Source organism: Sphingomonas hankookensis (assembly GCF_022664465.1).
GTDB classification, from domain to species: Bacteria; Pseudomonadota; Alphaproteobacteria; order Sphingomonadales; family Sphingomonadaceae; genus Sphingomonas; species Sphingomonas hankookensis.
On sequence record NZ_JAKREV010000001.1, the window covers coordinates 359047 to 374003 of the forward strand.

Here is a 14957-nt window from a genome sequence, read left to right on the forward strand (position 1 = left end):
CGTTTGGGGCTGGGACACCCGCTTGCCGTCCCCCGCTCTCCCCGGCTAGGCGTGCGCCATGGCCGCCCGCACGACCCAACGCCCCCGCCCCAAACCCGCCGCCACCCGCGGTTGGGGCCGCCGCCTCACCGGCTGGGCGATCAGGGGCGTCCTCGGCTTCGTCATCGTGTCCGTCCTTTGGGTCCTGATCCTGCGCTTCGTACCCCCGCCGATCACCCTAACCATGCTGGGCGACGTTCCTACCGGCCACGGCATCACCAAATCATGGCGCCCTTTGTCCGCGATCGACCCCGACATGCCCCGCGCGGTCATCGCCGCGGAGGACAGCCGCTTCTGCGCGCATAACGGCTTCGACTATATCGCCATCGCCAACGCTGCACGCCGCAATGCCGAGGGCGGCCGCATCCGCGGCGGATCGACCATCAGCCAGCAGACCGCCAAGAACGTCTTCCTGTGGCAAGGCGGCGGCTATTTCCGCAAAGCCATGGAAGCCTATTTCACCGTCCTGATCGAGGCGATGTGGGGCAAGCGCCGTATCATGGAAGTCTATCTGAACGTCGCCGAAACCGGCATCGGCACCTACGGCGTCGAAGCCGGCGCCCGCCGCTATTTCAAGCATGGCGCCGCCAAGCTCAGCGGCCGCGAAGCCGCACAGATCGCCGCCGTCCTGCCGCTCCCCAAGAAGCGCGCCGGCATCGCGCCGACCGGCTTCACCGGCCGCTACGCCCGCACGATCGAACGCCGCATCGGCATCGTACGGCGCGAGGGGCTGGATGGGTGTTTGAAGTAAGCGCCGACTGATCGTCATCCCGGCGCAGGCCGGAGTCCACGGATACGGCCGGTTTCGATGGAGCGGCCACGTGCCGTGACCATAAATCCCGGACTACGCCGGGATGACGTGACGATCGCGGCGCACGAACCGATCATCACACCCACCCAGGAACGTCAACCCCAGCACAGGCCGGGGTTTCCCCCGTGGTGGGTGTTGCGCTCTCAACGAGAGAGATCCCAGCAGGCGCTGGGGTGATATGTGGCGAGCAGGGGCAGCCAACAACCCTATTTCGTCGCCCGCTCCACCGCATCCCCCGCCTTGTCCGCAGCATCGCCGACGCTCTTCGCTGCCGACGTCACCGCCCCGGTCCGCGCATCGTCGTTGTTCGCGTTGTTCAGCAGGAAATACGCCCCGACGATTACCGCGAGCAGGATCGCCAGCCCGATCAGCAGGCCGCCGCCCGAGCCACGCCGCTCGACGATCACCGTTTGCGGTGCGCCGCCGGGCGTGGTTTCGATACGATCGGGTTCCATGGCGCATCTCCCTCGAGGACTGATGCATCAAAGAACCGCCGGTCCCGCCGCTTGTTCCAGCAGCGTTCCGATCAGAAGGGCAGCTTGAACCCCGGCGGCAGCGGCAGGCCGTTGGTCAGTTTCGACATTTCGGTCGAGCTGGCCGCATCTGCCTTGGCCCGCGCGTCGTTGAACGCGGCGACGATCAGGTCTTCGAGCATCTGCTTCTCGCCCGGCTGCAGCAGCGAATCGTCGATATCGACGCCGAGGATGCGTCCCTTGGCCGAGGCGCGGACCTTTACCAGTCCGCCGCCCGATTGTCCGTCGACCTCGATCGTGTCGAGGTTCGCCTGTGCCTTGGTCAGTTCGTTCTGCACGTTCTGCGCCATGGCCATGATGTCGTCGAGATTCTTCATCGCGCGATACTCCCGTCGCTGCGTTGCCAATGATCGAGGGTGGCGTCCGGAAACGCCGCCAGCGCCGCCTGTACCAGCGGCGAATTGAGAACCTGTTCGCGCTCGGATTCCGCCTTGACCGTTTCCTGTTCGCGCAGGGTCGGCTCCCCCGCACCCTCGCCGATCAGAACGCGCCAATGGCTGCCGGTGATCCCCTTCAGCGCATTTTCCAGATCACGGGTGAAGTCGGCGGGCAAGGGCCGCGCGCCGCTCAACTCCATCAACTGAGGCTCCAGCCGGATCAGCCGCGCGCAATTGCGAAACTGCGCCTCCAGCGAGTGCCGCCCATGTTTCGACAGCAAGGCGGCGACCTGCTCCATCGTCTCCGGCACCGGATCGGCCTCCGCGACCGGTTCGGCGGCGGGCGCGGATGCCGGGGCGGCAGGCGCGCCCATCGTGGGTACCTGTCCCGCCGCCAGCTGCTTCGCCAGCGTCCCGGGATCGGGCAGTGACGATGCATGGACGATGCGCAGCAACGCCATCTCGCACGCCTCGATCGGCAGCGCCGCGCGCGACACTTCCTCATGGCCCTTGAGCAGCAGCTGCCACAACCGGTGCAGCATCGGGAACGACAGCGCGCTCCAGCCATCGAACGCGGCACGTTCCTCCGCCGACTGGCCCGGCCCGCGATCGCCGCCGACCTTGACGATCGTCACCGCATGCACGGTTTCCAACAGCGTCCGCAGCACCGACGCCGGATCGACGCCCAGATCATATTGCGCGCGCAGGGCTTTCAGCGCCCCCGGCGCATCGGCCTTCAGCAACAGATCGAACAACCCGCGGATCGCCCCGCGATCGGACAGGCCCAGCATCTGCCGCACCGCGTCCGCCCGCACGCCCTCGCCGTCCAGCCCGCCATGGGCGATCGCCTGGTCGAGGATCGACAGCCCGTCGCGCGCCGACCCTTCCGCCGCGCGCGCGATCAGCTGCAGCGCCTCCGGCTCAGCCTCGACGCCCTCCGCCGCGACGACATGCGCAAAATGCCCGGCCAGCAGGTCGGCCGGAATTCGCCGCAGATCGAAGCGCTGGCAGCGCGACAGCACCGTCACCGGGACCTTGTGCACCTCGGTCGTCGCCAGCAGGAATTTGACGTGCGCGGGGGGTTCTTCCAATGTCTTCAGCAGCGCGTTGAATGCCGGCGTCGACATCATGTGCACTTCGTCGATGATGTAGATCTTGAAGCGCGCCGACACCGCGGCATAGCGCACCGCCTCGGTCATCTCGCGCACGCTGTCGACGCCGTTGTTCGACGCCGCGTCGATCTCGACCACATCGATATGCCGCCCCTCGGCGATCGCCCGACACGGCTCGCACACCCCGCACGGATCGATGGTCGGCCCGCCCTGCCCGTCCGGCCCGATGCAGTTCAGCGCCTTGGCGATCAGCCGCGCGGTCGACGTCTTGCCGACCCCGCGCACCCCGGTCAGCAAAAACGCATGGGCAAGGCGTCCGCGCTTGATCGCATTGCCCAGCGTCGTGACCATCGCATCCTGCCCGATCAGCTGGCTGAACGTCTGCGGCCGATATTTGCGCGCGAGTACGCGGTACGGCTGCGCGGCGGCAGGCTGTTCGGGGATGTCGAGGGCGAGGAAGGAGTCGGACATTGCGGGTGTCTTAGCGGGTGGCGGCGGCGGTGTCGCCTGTCGTGCGAGAGTCCTGCCCAAACATCCTTTCGTCAGCCTGATTGGGCTGGTTTGATAGCGAGAAGGGGATGGCGGTTTAACGCTATATGCGTCAGCCCCTAGATTGCGTCCGGTAGAACGGTGAGCGAAGTTGCGGCATACCTAAGGATGTAAGGTGCGTCTGCGGGCTGCCCCGCCGGCATTTTAGGACCGAAAAAAGCGACATAGCAGTCAAACATCCCGATCGATTGTTCCAGCCAGCAATGGACTACGATACCGAACTCAGGCGTCGTTTCATCATCGTCGTTGATGAAGGCGTCCAGACGAACGCGAGTACCCGGCTTTAGGTAACCATCCGCCCTTTGAGCATCGCCCATATCGATCAGAGTCTTTTCTTTGGCTAATCGGCGCGTCTCCGAGCCGCTATCCTATGCATTCCGTATCGCCGACGTAGACATACGTCAGCCCCTTTGACTGACCGTCAAAGTATTGAGCTAAACAGACATTCTGTTCTATGTTACGCTGCTCAGCCCAAACGCGATAACGCCAGCCGGCGATAACGCCAGCGCTGACAGCGACTGCAATCGCGCACGATGCCAACAATAGCCGCAATCCAAAGGGCATAGGGCATAGGGCATAGGGCATAGGGCATGCTCTACCTCTCAGCTCTGACCTGCAAGCGGCTTCGCGCCTCCTACGCCGCCAAAGCCTCCAACGCCTCGTTCGCCTCCATCCACTTCGTCTCCGCCACCTCGATCTCGGTATCGAGGCTCGCGCGGCGCTTCATCAGCTGCGCCATGGTCAGCTTCGCCAGCGCCGGGATCGGCTTGCCCGCCATCGCCGCGTCCAGCGCGTCGCGTTGCTCGGTCAGCCGCGCCAGATCGCGCTCGATCGCCTGCGCGCCCTTCTTCAGCACCTGCGCCTTTTCGCGCGCTTCGGCGGCGGCCTTGCGGTCGTCCTTCTTGTTGGCCTTCTTCGCCTTTTCCTTCGCCGAATTGCCGAGGATCAGCGCGATATAGTCGTCGATCGTCCCGTCGAATTCCTTCGCCGTACCTTCGTCGACCAGTACCAGCCGGTCGGCGGTCGCCTCCAGCATATGCCGGTCGTGGCTGACCAACAGCACGCAACCGGTATAGGCGTTGAGTGCCTGCACCAGCGCCTCACGCGCATCGACGTCCAGGTGGTTGGTCGGTTCGTCGAGGATCAGCATATGCGGCGCATCGCGCGTGATCAGCGCCAGCGCCAACCGCGCCCGCTCGCCGCCCGACAGTTTGCCGACCAGCGTAATCGCCTTGTCGCCCGAAAAACCGAACCGCCCGAGCTGCGCGCGGACGGCGGCGGGTGACGCGCCCTTCATCTGGCGCGTCATATGCTCCAGCGGGGTGTCGTCAGTGCTCAGTTCCTCGACCTGATACTGGGTGAAGTACCCGACCTTCATCTTGCCCGCGGCATTCATGTCGCCGTCCATCGGCGCCAATTGCGCCGCCAGCAGCCGCGCCAGCGTCGTCTTGCCGTTGCCGTTGCGACCCAGCAGCGCGATGCGATCCTCCGGATCGATCCGCAAATTCAATCGCTTGAGGATCGGCACGTCGCCATAGCCGACGCTCGCCATGTCGAGCGTGATCAGCGGCGGGCGCAGTTCGTCGGGATCGGGAAAGTCGAACGACAGGCTGGGATCCTCGGCCATCGCCGCAATCGGCTTCATCTTGGCGAGAATCTTCAACCGCGACTGCGCCTGCTTGGCCGTCGAGGCCCGCGCCGAGTTCTTCGCGACATATTCCTGCAGCTTGGCGCGCTGCGCCGCCTGGTTGACGCGCGCCGCTTCCAGCTGCGCCAGCCGCTCGGCGCGCTGCTTCTCGAACGCGTCGTATCCGCCGGGATACAAGGTGATCTTGCCCTGATGCAGGTGCAGGATATGGTCGACGACGTTGTTCAGGAAATCGCGTTCGTGGCTGACGACAACGATCGTCGCCTTGTACCCTTTGAGGAAGTCCTCCAGCCACATCACGGCTTCGAGGTCGAGGTGGTTCGACGGTTCGTCGAGCAGCAGCACGTCGGGCTGGCTGAACAGCAGCGCCGCCAGCGCCACGCGCATCCGCCAGCCGCCCGAATAGCTTTCCAGTGCCCGGCCCTGCATCTCCTCGTCGAAGCCCAGCCCAACGAGGATGCGCGCCGCCCGCGCCGGTGCGCCATAAGCGTCGATCGCCAGCAATCGTTCGTGGATATCGCCCAGCCGGTCGGGATCGGTCACCGTCTCGGCATCGTGCATCAGCTTCGCGCGCTCGACATCGGCTTCCAGCACCGTTTCGAACGGCGTCGCCTGTCCGGCGGGCGCTTCCTGCGCGACATAGCCGAGCCGCGACCCGCGCGGCATTTCGGCGGTGCCGTTGTCCGGCTCCAGCTGCCCGGCGATCACCCGAACCAGCGTCGACTTGCCGGCGCCGTTGCGGCCGATCAGCCCAACGCGGCTGCCGGGCGGCAGCGCCGCGCTGGCATTGTCGAGGATCGTCCGCCCGCCCAGGCGCACCGTGATACCGTTCAGATTGAGCATGGCCGGGCGCGTAGCAGTTTTCGCCGCGTTTGCGAAGGGAGCGGCGGACGGGGTCGTGTCGATGCTTTCCTACATGGGTGCGCCACGCCATGATCCGCCCCGGCCGCATCGCGCGCCTGCTCTTTGACACGTCCGATGACGCCAGCCGCGCTACCCCTCCCTGCCCCAAACTTCACCCCAGCGGAGGCCGGGGTCTTCCCGTGGCAGCACGAGACAGGAGTCGCCGGAGACTCCAGCCTTCGCTGGGGTGATGCGCGTTGCGAGTGAATTGCAACACCCGCACCAACAGCGCGGCGAGTGTGAACTTAGTGAACTTTGACGGTTTCCCGCGGACTTCGGCGCCCGGGCAAAGCCCGTGCCGTCGATCGGCGCTCACAGCGCCGCCGGCCGGCCGCGCCTTATTCGGCTCGGCCCAGCTGCGCTACGCCTTGCCCGGCGCGGCGAGTGTGAACTTAGTGAACTTTGACGGTGTCCTGCGGACTTCGAGCCCCGCCACGGGCAAAGCCCGTGCCGTCGGTCGGCGCTCACCGCGCCGCCGGCCGGCCGCGCCTTATTCGGCTCGGCATGGCTGCGCTATGCCTTGCCCGGCGTGGCGGTGAACATCGCCCGCAGCTCGTCCTTCAAGATTTTCCCATTGGCATTGCGCGGCAGGACACTATCCGAAAACCGGATCATCACCGGCACCTTGAAGCCCGCCAGCCGCGCCCGCACGAAGTCCTGCAACTCGCCCTCGCTCGCTGCGCAACCGGGGCAGAGGTGGACGACCGCGGCCGGCACCTCGCCCAGCACCCGGTCGGGTACGCCGACCAGCGCGGCATCGGTGACCGCCGGATGCGCGTACAGCACGTCCTCGACCTCGATCGAATAGATATTCTCGCCGCCGCGGATGATGATGTCCTTGGCGCGGTCGACGATATAGCAGAAGCCTTCGTCGTCCAGCCGCGCGACGTCGCCGGTACGGACCCAGCCGTCGACAAAGGTCTGCGCGGTCGCTTCGGGCGCATTCCAGTAGCCGCGGACGATCATCGGCCCGCGCGCCCATAATTCACCAACCTCGCCGACCGGCAGTTCGGCCGAACCGTCGGCATTCATGATCTTCAGGTCGGCGACCGGCACCGGCGCGCCGCAGCTGGTCGGCCGCGCCAGATAATCCTCGCCGACATGCTGCGTCACCGTCGCCATCGTCTCGGTCATGCCCCAGCCATTGCCGGGCAGCGCGCCGAACACTTCGAAGATCCGCTCCACCAGATCGGGTGCCGACGGCGCGCCGCCATATTGCACGACCTCCAGCGACGACAGGTCATGATTCGCTCGTTCGGGATGTTCCAGCAACTGCCACGCGATCGTCGGCACCCCGCCGGTGATCTGAACCCGCTCGCGCTCGATCAGCGCCAGCGCCTCGCCCGCATCCCATTTGCGCATCAGCACCAGCGTCGTCCCGCTGGCGAGCGCGCCCATCAGCGACGCGCTGCACGCGGTGACGTGGAAGAACGGGATGACCAGCAACCCGACCTTGGGCTGCGGTTCGGGCGGCATCTTGCCCCGGCGCAGATAAGAGCGCGCGCCGACATAGGCTGCCGAAAGGATGTTGGTCGACAGGTTACGATGCGTGCCCAGCGCCCCCTTCGGCCGGCCGGTCGTGCCGCTGGTGTAGAAGATCGTCGCCGGATCGTCGGGCGCGATCGCCACCTCGGGCAGCGCAGTGTCGGGCAGCGTCGCGTAGCCGGCACAGTCGCCGATGATATCCTCGATCCGCCGCACGATCCCGGTCAACGGCACCCGCGCCCGCGCGACCAGCACCGCCTCCAGCGCCGGCATCGCGGCATAGTCGCCGATCCGGTCGTGCCGCTGCCGGTCGACGATCAGCACCCGCGCGCCCGAATCGTTGACGCCATAGGCCAGTTCCTGCGGGCTCCACCATGCGTTCAGCGGCACGCACACCGCCCCGATCGCAACGATCGCAAAGAACGCGACCGGCCATTCGGGCATGTTGCGCATGGCCAGCGCCACCCGGTCGCCCTTGCCGACGCCCATCGCCTGCAGTCCCGCCGCCAGCGTGGCGATGGCACGATATTGCGCCTCGTAACTGACCCGCTGGTCCTCATGGATCGTCGCCAGCCGATCGCCGTGCGTGCGCGACAGCGCGATCAGCTGCACCAGATTGGCCGGCGCGTTCTTCCACACACGGGTGTCGATGCCGTCGATCGTCTCGTTCGCCATCTCGAACGGTGCACCGGGCGCGGTCAGCGCGGCCTGCACCTGCGCCATCGACATGCGCGGCCAATCGGACGGCACCACCATCGTCGCTTCGTTCGCCTGCACCATCCTGCTCCCGTTTTATCGGTCCATCGAAGGTCGGGTTTGCCCCGCACCTGCCGCATTTCGTGCCGCGCACTATTGATTGTGATCCCGCGAAAGGCAATAGAATGCGACAGCGACGCGCCGGTTTAGAATGACCGGTATGCAAAACGATGGAGAAGGCCGAACATGTCCGTGACTACGCAGCGCCATGGCGACATCCTGGTCGCGCTTGCCGACAACCCGCCGGTCAACGCCCTGTCGGCCCCGGTCCGGCTGGGACTGAAGGCCGCGATCGAGGAAGCCGCCGGGGACGCATCGGTCAAGGCCGTCGTCATCGCCTGCGCAGGCAAGACCTTCTTCGCCGGCGCCGACATCACCGAATTCGGCAAGCCGCCGGTCGAACCGCTCCTGCCGCAGCTGGTCGACATGATCGAGGCGTCGGAAAAGCCGGTCGTCGCCGCGATTCACGGCACCGCGCTGGGCGGTGGCTGCGAGGTCGCCATCGCCAGCCATTACCGGATCGCCGTGCCCAGCGCCAAGCTCGGCACGCCCGAGGTAAAGCTCGGCCTGCTCCCCGGCGCCGGCGGTACGCAGCGCCTGCCGCGCCTTGCCGGCGTCGCGGTCGCGCTGGAGCTGGTGGCCAAGGGCGATCCGATCTCGGCGACCAAGGCGAAGGACGCCGGCATCGTCGACCGCCTTGCCGGTGAGGATAGTCTGCTCGACGACGCCATCGCCTATGCCCGCGAAGTCGCCGACACCCGCCCGCTGCCGCGCGCTTCGGAAAAGTCGCTCTCGCCCGATCCGGAAGCGGTCGCCGCCTTCGAAAAGGCCAATGCCCGCCGCTTCCGCGGCTTCGAGGCGCCCGCCGCCAACATCGCCTGCGTGGTGAAGGCCAGCGAGACGCCGTTCGACGAAGGCATCCAGTTCGAACGGCAGCAATTCATGAAGCTGATGTTCTCCGTCCAGTCGGCGGCACAGCGTCACATCTTCTTCGCCGAGCGCAAGGCATCGAAGATCGACGGCATCGCCGACGACATCGCGTTGCGCCCGATCAAGCGCGTCGGCATCATCGGCGCGGGCACGATGGGCGGCGGGATCGCCATGAACTTCCTGTCGGCCGGCATCCCGGTGACGATCGTCGAGATGCAGCAGGACGCGCTCGACCGCGGCACCGCGACCATACGCAAGAATTACGAAGCGACCGCGGCCAAGGGGCGGATGAAGCCCGAACAGGTCGAACAGGCGATGGGCCTGCTCACCCCGACGCTGTCGATGCAGGACCTCGCCGACGTCGATCTGGTGATCGAGGCGGTGTATGAGGAAATGTCGGTCAAGCAGGACATTTTCGGCAAGCTCGACGCGATCTGCAAACCCGGCGCGATCCTCGCGTCGAACACCAGCTATCTCGACGTCAACGTCATCGCGCAGGCGACGAAGCGCCCGCAGGACGTGCTCGGCCTCCATTTCTTCTCGCCCGCCAACATCATGAAGCTGCTGGAGATCGTGCGCGGCGATGCGACCGCCGACGACGTGCTGGCGACCGCGATGGCGCTGTCGAAGAAGATCCGCAAGGTCGCGGTGATCGCCGGCGTCTGCCACGGCTTCATCGGCAATCGCATGCTGGAGCCGCGCCAGGTCGAGGCGATGAAACTGTTAATGGAGGGCGCGACCCCCGAACAGGTCGACCGCGTCCATGTCGAATTCGGCATGCCGATGGGGCCGTTCCAGATGGCCGATCTGGCCGGCGTCGACATCGGCTGGCACCGCGATCCGACCCGGATCGAAAACATCCGCGACGCGCTCGCCGCCGAGGGTCGCTGGGGCCAGAAGAAGCAGGCCGGCTTCTACGATTACGACGAGAAGCGCACCGCATCGAACAGCCCGCGCGTCGCCGAGATCATCGAGGATTTCCGCAAGAAGACCAACACGCCGCAGCATGAGGTGACCGACCAGGAGATCGTCGAGCGCACGCTGTACCCGATGGTCAACGAAGGCGCGAAGATCCTCGCCGAGGGCAAGGCGCAGCGCGCGTCGGACATCGATGTGGTGTGGATCTACGGCTATGGCTGGCCGGTCTATCGCGGCGGGCCGATGTTCTGGGCCGATATCGAGGGCGCTAAGAAGATCGTCGAAGGTCTCGACCGTCACGGCTTCGAGGTTTCACCATTGCTGCGCGAAAAGGCCGACAAGGGCGGGCGGTTCACGTCGTGACCGACCTCGCCCAATTCCGCGCCGATACCCGCGCCTGGCTGGAGGAAAATTGCCCGCCGTCGATGCGCGAGCCGGTCCAGTCGGACAAGGACGTCACCTGGGGCGGCCGCAATCCGACCTATGCCAATCCGGATCAGAAATTGTGGCTGGACCGGATGGCGGCGCGCGGCTGGACCGTGCCCGACTGGCCGAACGCCTATGGCGGCGGCGGCCTGTCGCCGGCGGAAGCGAAGATATTGCGCGAGGAAATGGCGTCGCTGGGCGCCCGCAATCCGCTCTATTCGTTCGGTATCTCGATGCTCGGCCCGGCGCTGCTCAAATACGGGACCGAGGAACAGAAGCAGGAGCATCTGCCCAAGATCGTCCGCGGCGAAATCCGCTGGTGCCAGGGCTATAGCGAACCGGGTGCCGGCTCCGACCTTGCCGGGCTGCAGACCAGCGCGGTCGACGATGGCGACGATTTCATCGTCAACGGGCAGAAGGTATGGACCAGCTATGCCGACAAGGCCGACTGGATCTTCTGTCTCGTCCGCACCGACCGTACGACCAAGCAGGCGGGCATCAGCTTCCTGCTGTTCGACATGGCGACACCGGGCATCACCACCCGCCCGATCAAGCTGATCTCGGGCAATTCGCCCTTTTGCGAAACCTTCTTCGACGATGTCCGCGTGCCCAAGGCCAATCTGGTCGGCCAACGGGACAAGGGGTGGGATGTCGCCAAATACCTGCTGGGCCATGAGCGCGAGATGATCTCGGGCATGGGCACCACCGGCAACGGCCCGCTGATCGCGCGAGCCGTGGAGACGATCGGGCTCGACACGCAAGGCCGCCTTGCCGACCCGATGCTGCGCGCCGCGATCGCGACGTTCGACGTCCGTGCCCGCGCGTTCGCCGCCATGTCCGAACGCTTCCGCGACGAGCTGAAGGCCAACCGCGCGCACCCTGCCCAGCCCAGCATGATGAAATATGTCGGGACCGAACTGAACAAGACCCGCCACGAACTGCTGATGGCGTCGGGCGGCAGCGACCTGCTCGAATGGGACAGCGCCGACAGCCATCAGGGCGCCGCCCCGCGCGCATGGCTGCGGACCAAGGCCAATTCAATCGAGGGCGGCACGTCCGAAATCCAGCTGAACATCGTCGCACGTCGTATCCTCGACCTGCCGACGCAGTGACCTTCTGACAGGATCGATCCCATGCCCCTGTTTCTGAACGAAGATCAGACGATGCTCGCCGACACTGCGCGCGAGTTCCTTGCCGAAGCCGCGCCGGTCGATCACCTGCGCGCGCTCCGCGATGCCGATGACGCGACCGGCTTCGACCGCGACCTGTGGGCGAAGTTCGCCGAGATGGGCTTTACCGGCATGATGGTGCCCGAAGCCGCCGGCGGCCTGGGGCTCGGCCATGTCGAGGCGGGGATCGTACTGGAGGAAATCGGCCGCAACCTGTCGCCCTCGCCGTTCCTCGCCACCTCGGTCGCCGCAGTCGCTGCGCTGACCGGCACGGCGCCGGGCGAGCGCTGGTTGCCGGAGATCGCCGCAGGCAAGACCGTCGCCGCACTGGCGATCGACGAACGCGCCAAGCATGGCGACAGCGTCGCGCTGCGCGCCGAACGGTCGGGCAACGGCTTCCGCCTGTCGGGCACCAAGCAGTTCGTCGCGCACGGCCATGTCGCCGACCTGATCCTCGTCGTTGCCCGCACCGCCGGTGACGCGAACGATGCCGATGGCCTGACGTTGTTCGCCCTGCCTGCCGACACGCCCGGCCTGACCGCCGATCCGCGCCGGCTGGTCGACAGCAGCATCGCTGCACGCCTGACGCTCGACGGGGTCGAGGTCGATGGCGATGCGGTGATTGGCGACGTCGACGATGGCCGCACCGCGCTCACCCGCCTGCTGTCCGCCGCCCGGACCGGCGCGGCGGCGGAGTCGCTTGGCGTCGGCGACGGCGCGATGACCCGCACGATCGATTATCTGCGCCAGCGCAAGCAGTTCGGCCAGACGATCGGCAGCTTCCAGGCGCTGCAACACCGCGCCGCGCATCTCTATGCGGAGATGGAGGTCGCCCGCGCCGCCGTCCTTAAGGCCCAGCAACTGCTCGACGACGCGTCGTCTGACGCCGATGTCGCGGTATCGGTGGCAAAGGCGATGGCGGGCATGGCAATGACGCTGTCGGTGCAGGAATCGGTGCAGATGCATGGCGGGATCGGCATGACCGACGCCGCCGATATTGGCTTCTTCATGAAGCGCGCCCGCGTTCTGACCGAGATGTTCGGCGATATCGGCTATCACAGCGACCGCGTGGCGCGCGCCGGGGGCTATTGATGGAGCCCACGCCCGCCGATCTGATCGCCGGCCTCGTCCGCCTGCTCGATATCGAGGAGATCGACACCGACCTCTATCGCGGGGCACGCAATCCCGGCGGCGTCGGCCGCGTGTTCGGCGGACAGGTGATCGCGCAGGCGTTGCAGGCGGCGCAGCGATCGATCGGCGGCGAAAAGATCGCGCATTCGCTGCATGCCTATTTCCTGCGGCCGGGCGACGAGCAGCATCCGATCATCTACCGCGTGGTCCGCGACTTCGCCGGGCGCAGCTTCGCCAATGCGCGGGTGATCGCGATGCAGCGGGGCCAGGCGATCCTGAACATGGCGGCATCGTTCCAACTGCCCGAGGACGGCCTCGCGCATCAGGACGCGATGCCGGACGTGCCGCCGCCCGAATCGCTGCCGACCGACCGCGAACTGCGGGAAGCGATGCAGGATCGCATTCCAGAGAAATATCGCCGCCTGTTCCTGCGCGCCCGCCCGATCGAGATCCGCCCGGTCGAGGCCGAGCACTGGACCGACCCGACGCCGCGCGCGCCGCTACAACATGGGTGGTTCCGTGCGGTCGCGCCGATCGGCGACGACATGACGCTGCACCGTGCGATGCTGGCCTATGCCAGCGACATGATGCTGCTGGGCACCTGCATGCTGCCGCACGGCATCCACTGGATGATGGACAAGGTACAGACCGCCAGCGTCGACCATGCGCTGTGGCTGCACGAACCGTTCCGCGCCGACGACTGGCTGCTGTACCAGACCGACAGCCCCTGGGCCGGCCACGCCCGCGGCTTCAACCGCGGTCGCTTCTTCAGCCGCGATGGCCGTTTGGTGGCGAGCGTCGCGCAGGAGGGGCTGGTGCGGGTCCGGGAGTAGCGGCAACCTTCCGCCCCGAACGTCATCCCAGCGAAGGCTGGGATCTCCCGCGGTAGCACAGGACAGGAGCCGCCAAGGGCTCCAGCCTTCGCCGGGGCGACGCCTTGGGGCAGAGCCGGACCAGGAGCAGCGGCATACCCCCGCGCAGGCGGGGGTCCAGGGTTACGTCGCCGCAACGTCGGTTTCCGCGGACCTGAGCCCCCCCCTGCGCGGCGGCACGGCATCGCTAAAGCAAAGCCTCAAACCGGCTCATGCAACGGACACCCGTTGAACCGCCGCCGATACTCAGCCGAGTGGTCATACACCGGCTTGCGCACCCGGTTGACCCCACCCAACGGCTGATGCGCCGCCAGCCCGGTCCATACGCTGAACCGCAGATTCTCGTCGACCTTGGCCACCTTGTCCGCCGACCAGCTATCCTGTGGCGCGGTACGGATCGTCGCCACCGTGACGTACGGGCTGACGTCCTCGGGCCACGGCGTCGCCGCATCCTCGATCGGCTGGGCATCGGTATCGCGCAGCAGTTGCACCCGTACCTCCCATTCGCCGCGCACCGTTGCCGCCGAGCGCTGCATATCCTCGCGGATCGCGTTCGGGCGGCCGCTGGTGTCGACGACGGTGTCCGTCAGCGCGGTCAGATCGGGCGACACCGGCACCACCTGATATTTCGCAACGAATGCCCCGTGGCGGAACGGCGTGGCGGAAAAATAGGTCTCACCCAGCGGATGGACGTTCTTCGAGCCGCCCATCGTCTTGAGCAGCGTACTCTCGGTCCCGACCGCCTCCAGCGCCGCCTCGGCCCCGCGCAGCACATAGGACAGCGCCTTCTTGGCCCATTCACCCTTGTCGGTCGTCTTGGCGAGCAGCTTCAGGTTGCCGGCGAATTTTTCCGGCGTCGGCGCGGCAAAGGCCGGGGCGTTGACCATGACGAAATCCTGCGTCCGCCCCTCGGCACCGGGCAGGCGGTCGCCATCGACCTCCATCACCTTCCACGCTAGCCCGCGCGGCAGGGCGATCGCGTCGTCGAGAATGTCACCCGGATTGGTCGAGAACCGCATCACCACCGGATGCGTACCGGGCGTGGCGAACAGCCCCTGTGCCAGTTCGGGCGGCAGGTCGTCACGGATGCTCAGCTCGCCCTTCAGGATGCCATGACTCTTGGCATGGACCGCGCGCACCGCCTTGCCATAATCCTTCGACGTCGTTTCGAGGATCGTGTCGAACGATTCCTCCATCTGCGCGACCGTCTCGGCCTCGGTCGGCTGCGGTTGCTCGAGCGCCGCCGAATAGCGGATCGGCGGTTTCAATATGGCGGTCATCGGCAAACTCCTTCGTCG

General features: G+C 66.5%; 11 protein-coding genes. 5 read left to right on the forward strand and 6 right to left on the reverse strand.

The annotated features are described in order from the left end of the window. Positions 1–58: 58 nt before the first annotated feature. A complete protein-coding gene (gene mtgA / locus MF610_RS01555; RefSeq protein WP_242192355.1) occupies positions 59–790 on the forward strand; it encodes a monofunctional biosynthetic peptidoglycan transglycosylase in 732 nt (243 codons plus the stop codon). Between the two features lie 266 nt (positions 791–1056). On the opposite strand, the gene MF610_RS01560 is transcribed toward mtgA, so the two are convergent. The 5 genes from MF610_RS01560 to MF610_RS01580 form a co-directional block, all read right to left on the reverse strand. Continuing rightward, positions 1057–1305, reverse strand: a complete 249-nt coding sequence (locus tag MF610_RS01560; protein WP_242192356.1) for a hypothetical protein — start codon at positions 1303–1305, stop codon at positions 1057–1059. Positions 1306–1376: 71 nt separating this feature from the next. After that, entirely contained in the window at positions 1377–1700 is a 324-nt protein-coding gene (locus MF610_RS01565) for a YbaB/EbfC family nucleoid-associated protein (protein WP_055761101.1), read from the reverse strand. Next, positions 1697–3343, reverse strand: coding sequence for a DNA polymerase III subunit gamma/tau (locus tag MF610_RS01570; protein ID WP_242192357.1), 1647 nt, complete (start codon positions 3341–3343; stop codon positions 1697–1699). The genes MF610_RS01565 and MF610_RS01570 overlap by 4 nt, the downstream gene beginning before the upstream one ends. 712 nt (positions 3344–4055) lie before the next feature. Next, positions 4056–5912, reverse strand: a complete 1857-nt coding sequence (locus MF610_RS01575) for an ABC-F family ATP-binding cassette domain-containing protein (protein ID WP_242192358.1) — start codon at positions 5910–5912, stop codon at positions 4056–4058. 573 nt (positions 5913–6485) lie between these two features. Next, on the reverse strand, positions 6486–8237 hold the full coding sequence (locus MF610_RS01580; RefSeq protein WP_242192359.1) for a class I adenylate-forming enzyme family protein: 1752 nt from the start codon (positions 8235–8237) through the stop codon (positions 6486–6488). A gap of 162 nt (positions 8238–8399) precedes the next feature. On the opposite strand from MF610_RS01580, the gene MF610_RS01585 reads away from it, so the two are divergent. The 4 genes from MF610_RS01585 to MF610_RS01600 are packed head-to-tail and all read left to right on the forward strand — an operon-like array spanning position 8400 to position 13620. Then, entirely contained in the window at positions 8400–10424 is a 2025-nt protein-coding gene (locus MF610_RS01585) for a 3-hydroxyacyl-CoA dehydrogenase NAD-binding domain-containing protein (RefSeq protein ID WP_242192360.1), read from the forward strand. Continuing rightward, positions 10421–11599, forward strand: coding sequence for an acyl-CoA dehydrogenase family protein (locus tag MF610_RS01590; RefSeq protein WP_242192361.1), 1179 nt, complete (start codon positions 10421–10423; stop codon positions 11597–11599). The genes MF610_RS01585 and MF610_RS01590 overlap by 4 nt, the downstream gene beginning before the upstream one ends. A 21-nt stretch (positions 11600–11620) precedes the next feature. Further along, entirely contained in the window at positions 11621–12748 is a 1128-nt protein-coding gene (locus tag MF610_RS01595) for an acyl-CoA dehydrogenase family protein (RefSeq protein WP_242192362.1), read from the forward strand. Beyond that, positions 12748–13620: an acyl-CoA thioesterase gene (locus MF610_RS01600; RefSeq protein WP_242192363.1), complete on the forward strand. Its 873-nt coding sequence runs from the start codon at positions 12748–12750 to the stop codon at positions 13618–13620. Before MF610_RS01595 ends, MF610_RS01600 begins: the two co-directional genes overlap by 1 nt. Positions 13621–13859: 239 nt before the next feature. Here MF610_RS01600 and MF610_RS01605 read toward each other — a convergent pair whose 3' ends face one another. Further along, the gene (locus MF610_RS01605) at positions 13860–14939 is read right to left on the reverse strand and encodes a catalase family protein (protein ID WP_242192364.1); all 1080 of its coding nucleotides are present in this window, start codon (positions 14937–14939) and stop codon (positions 13860–13862) included. Between the last annotated feature and the right edge of the window lie 18 nt (positions 14940–14957).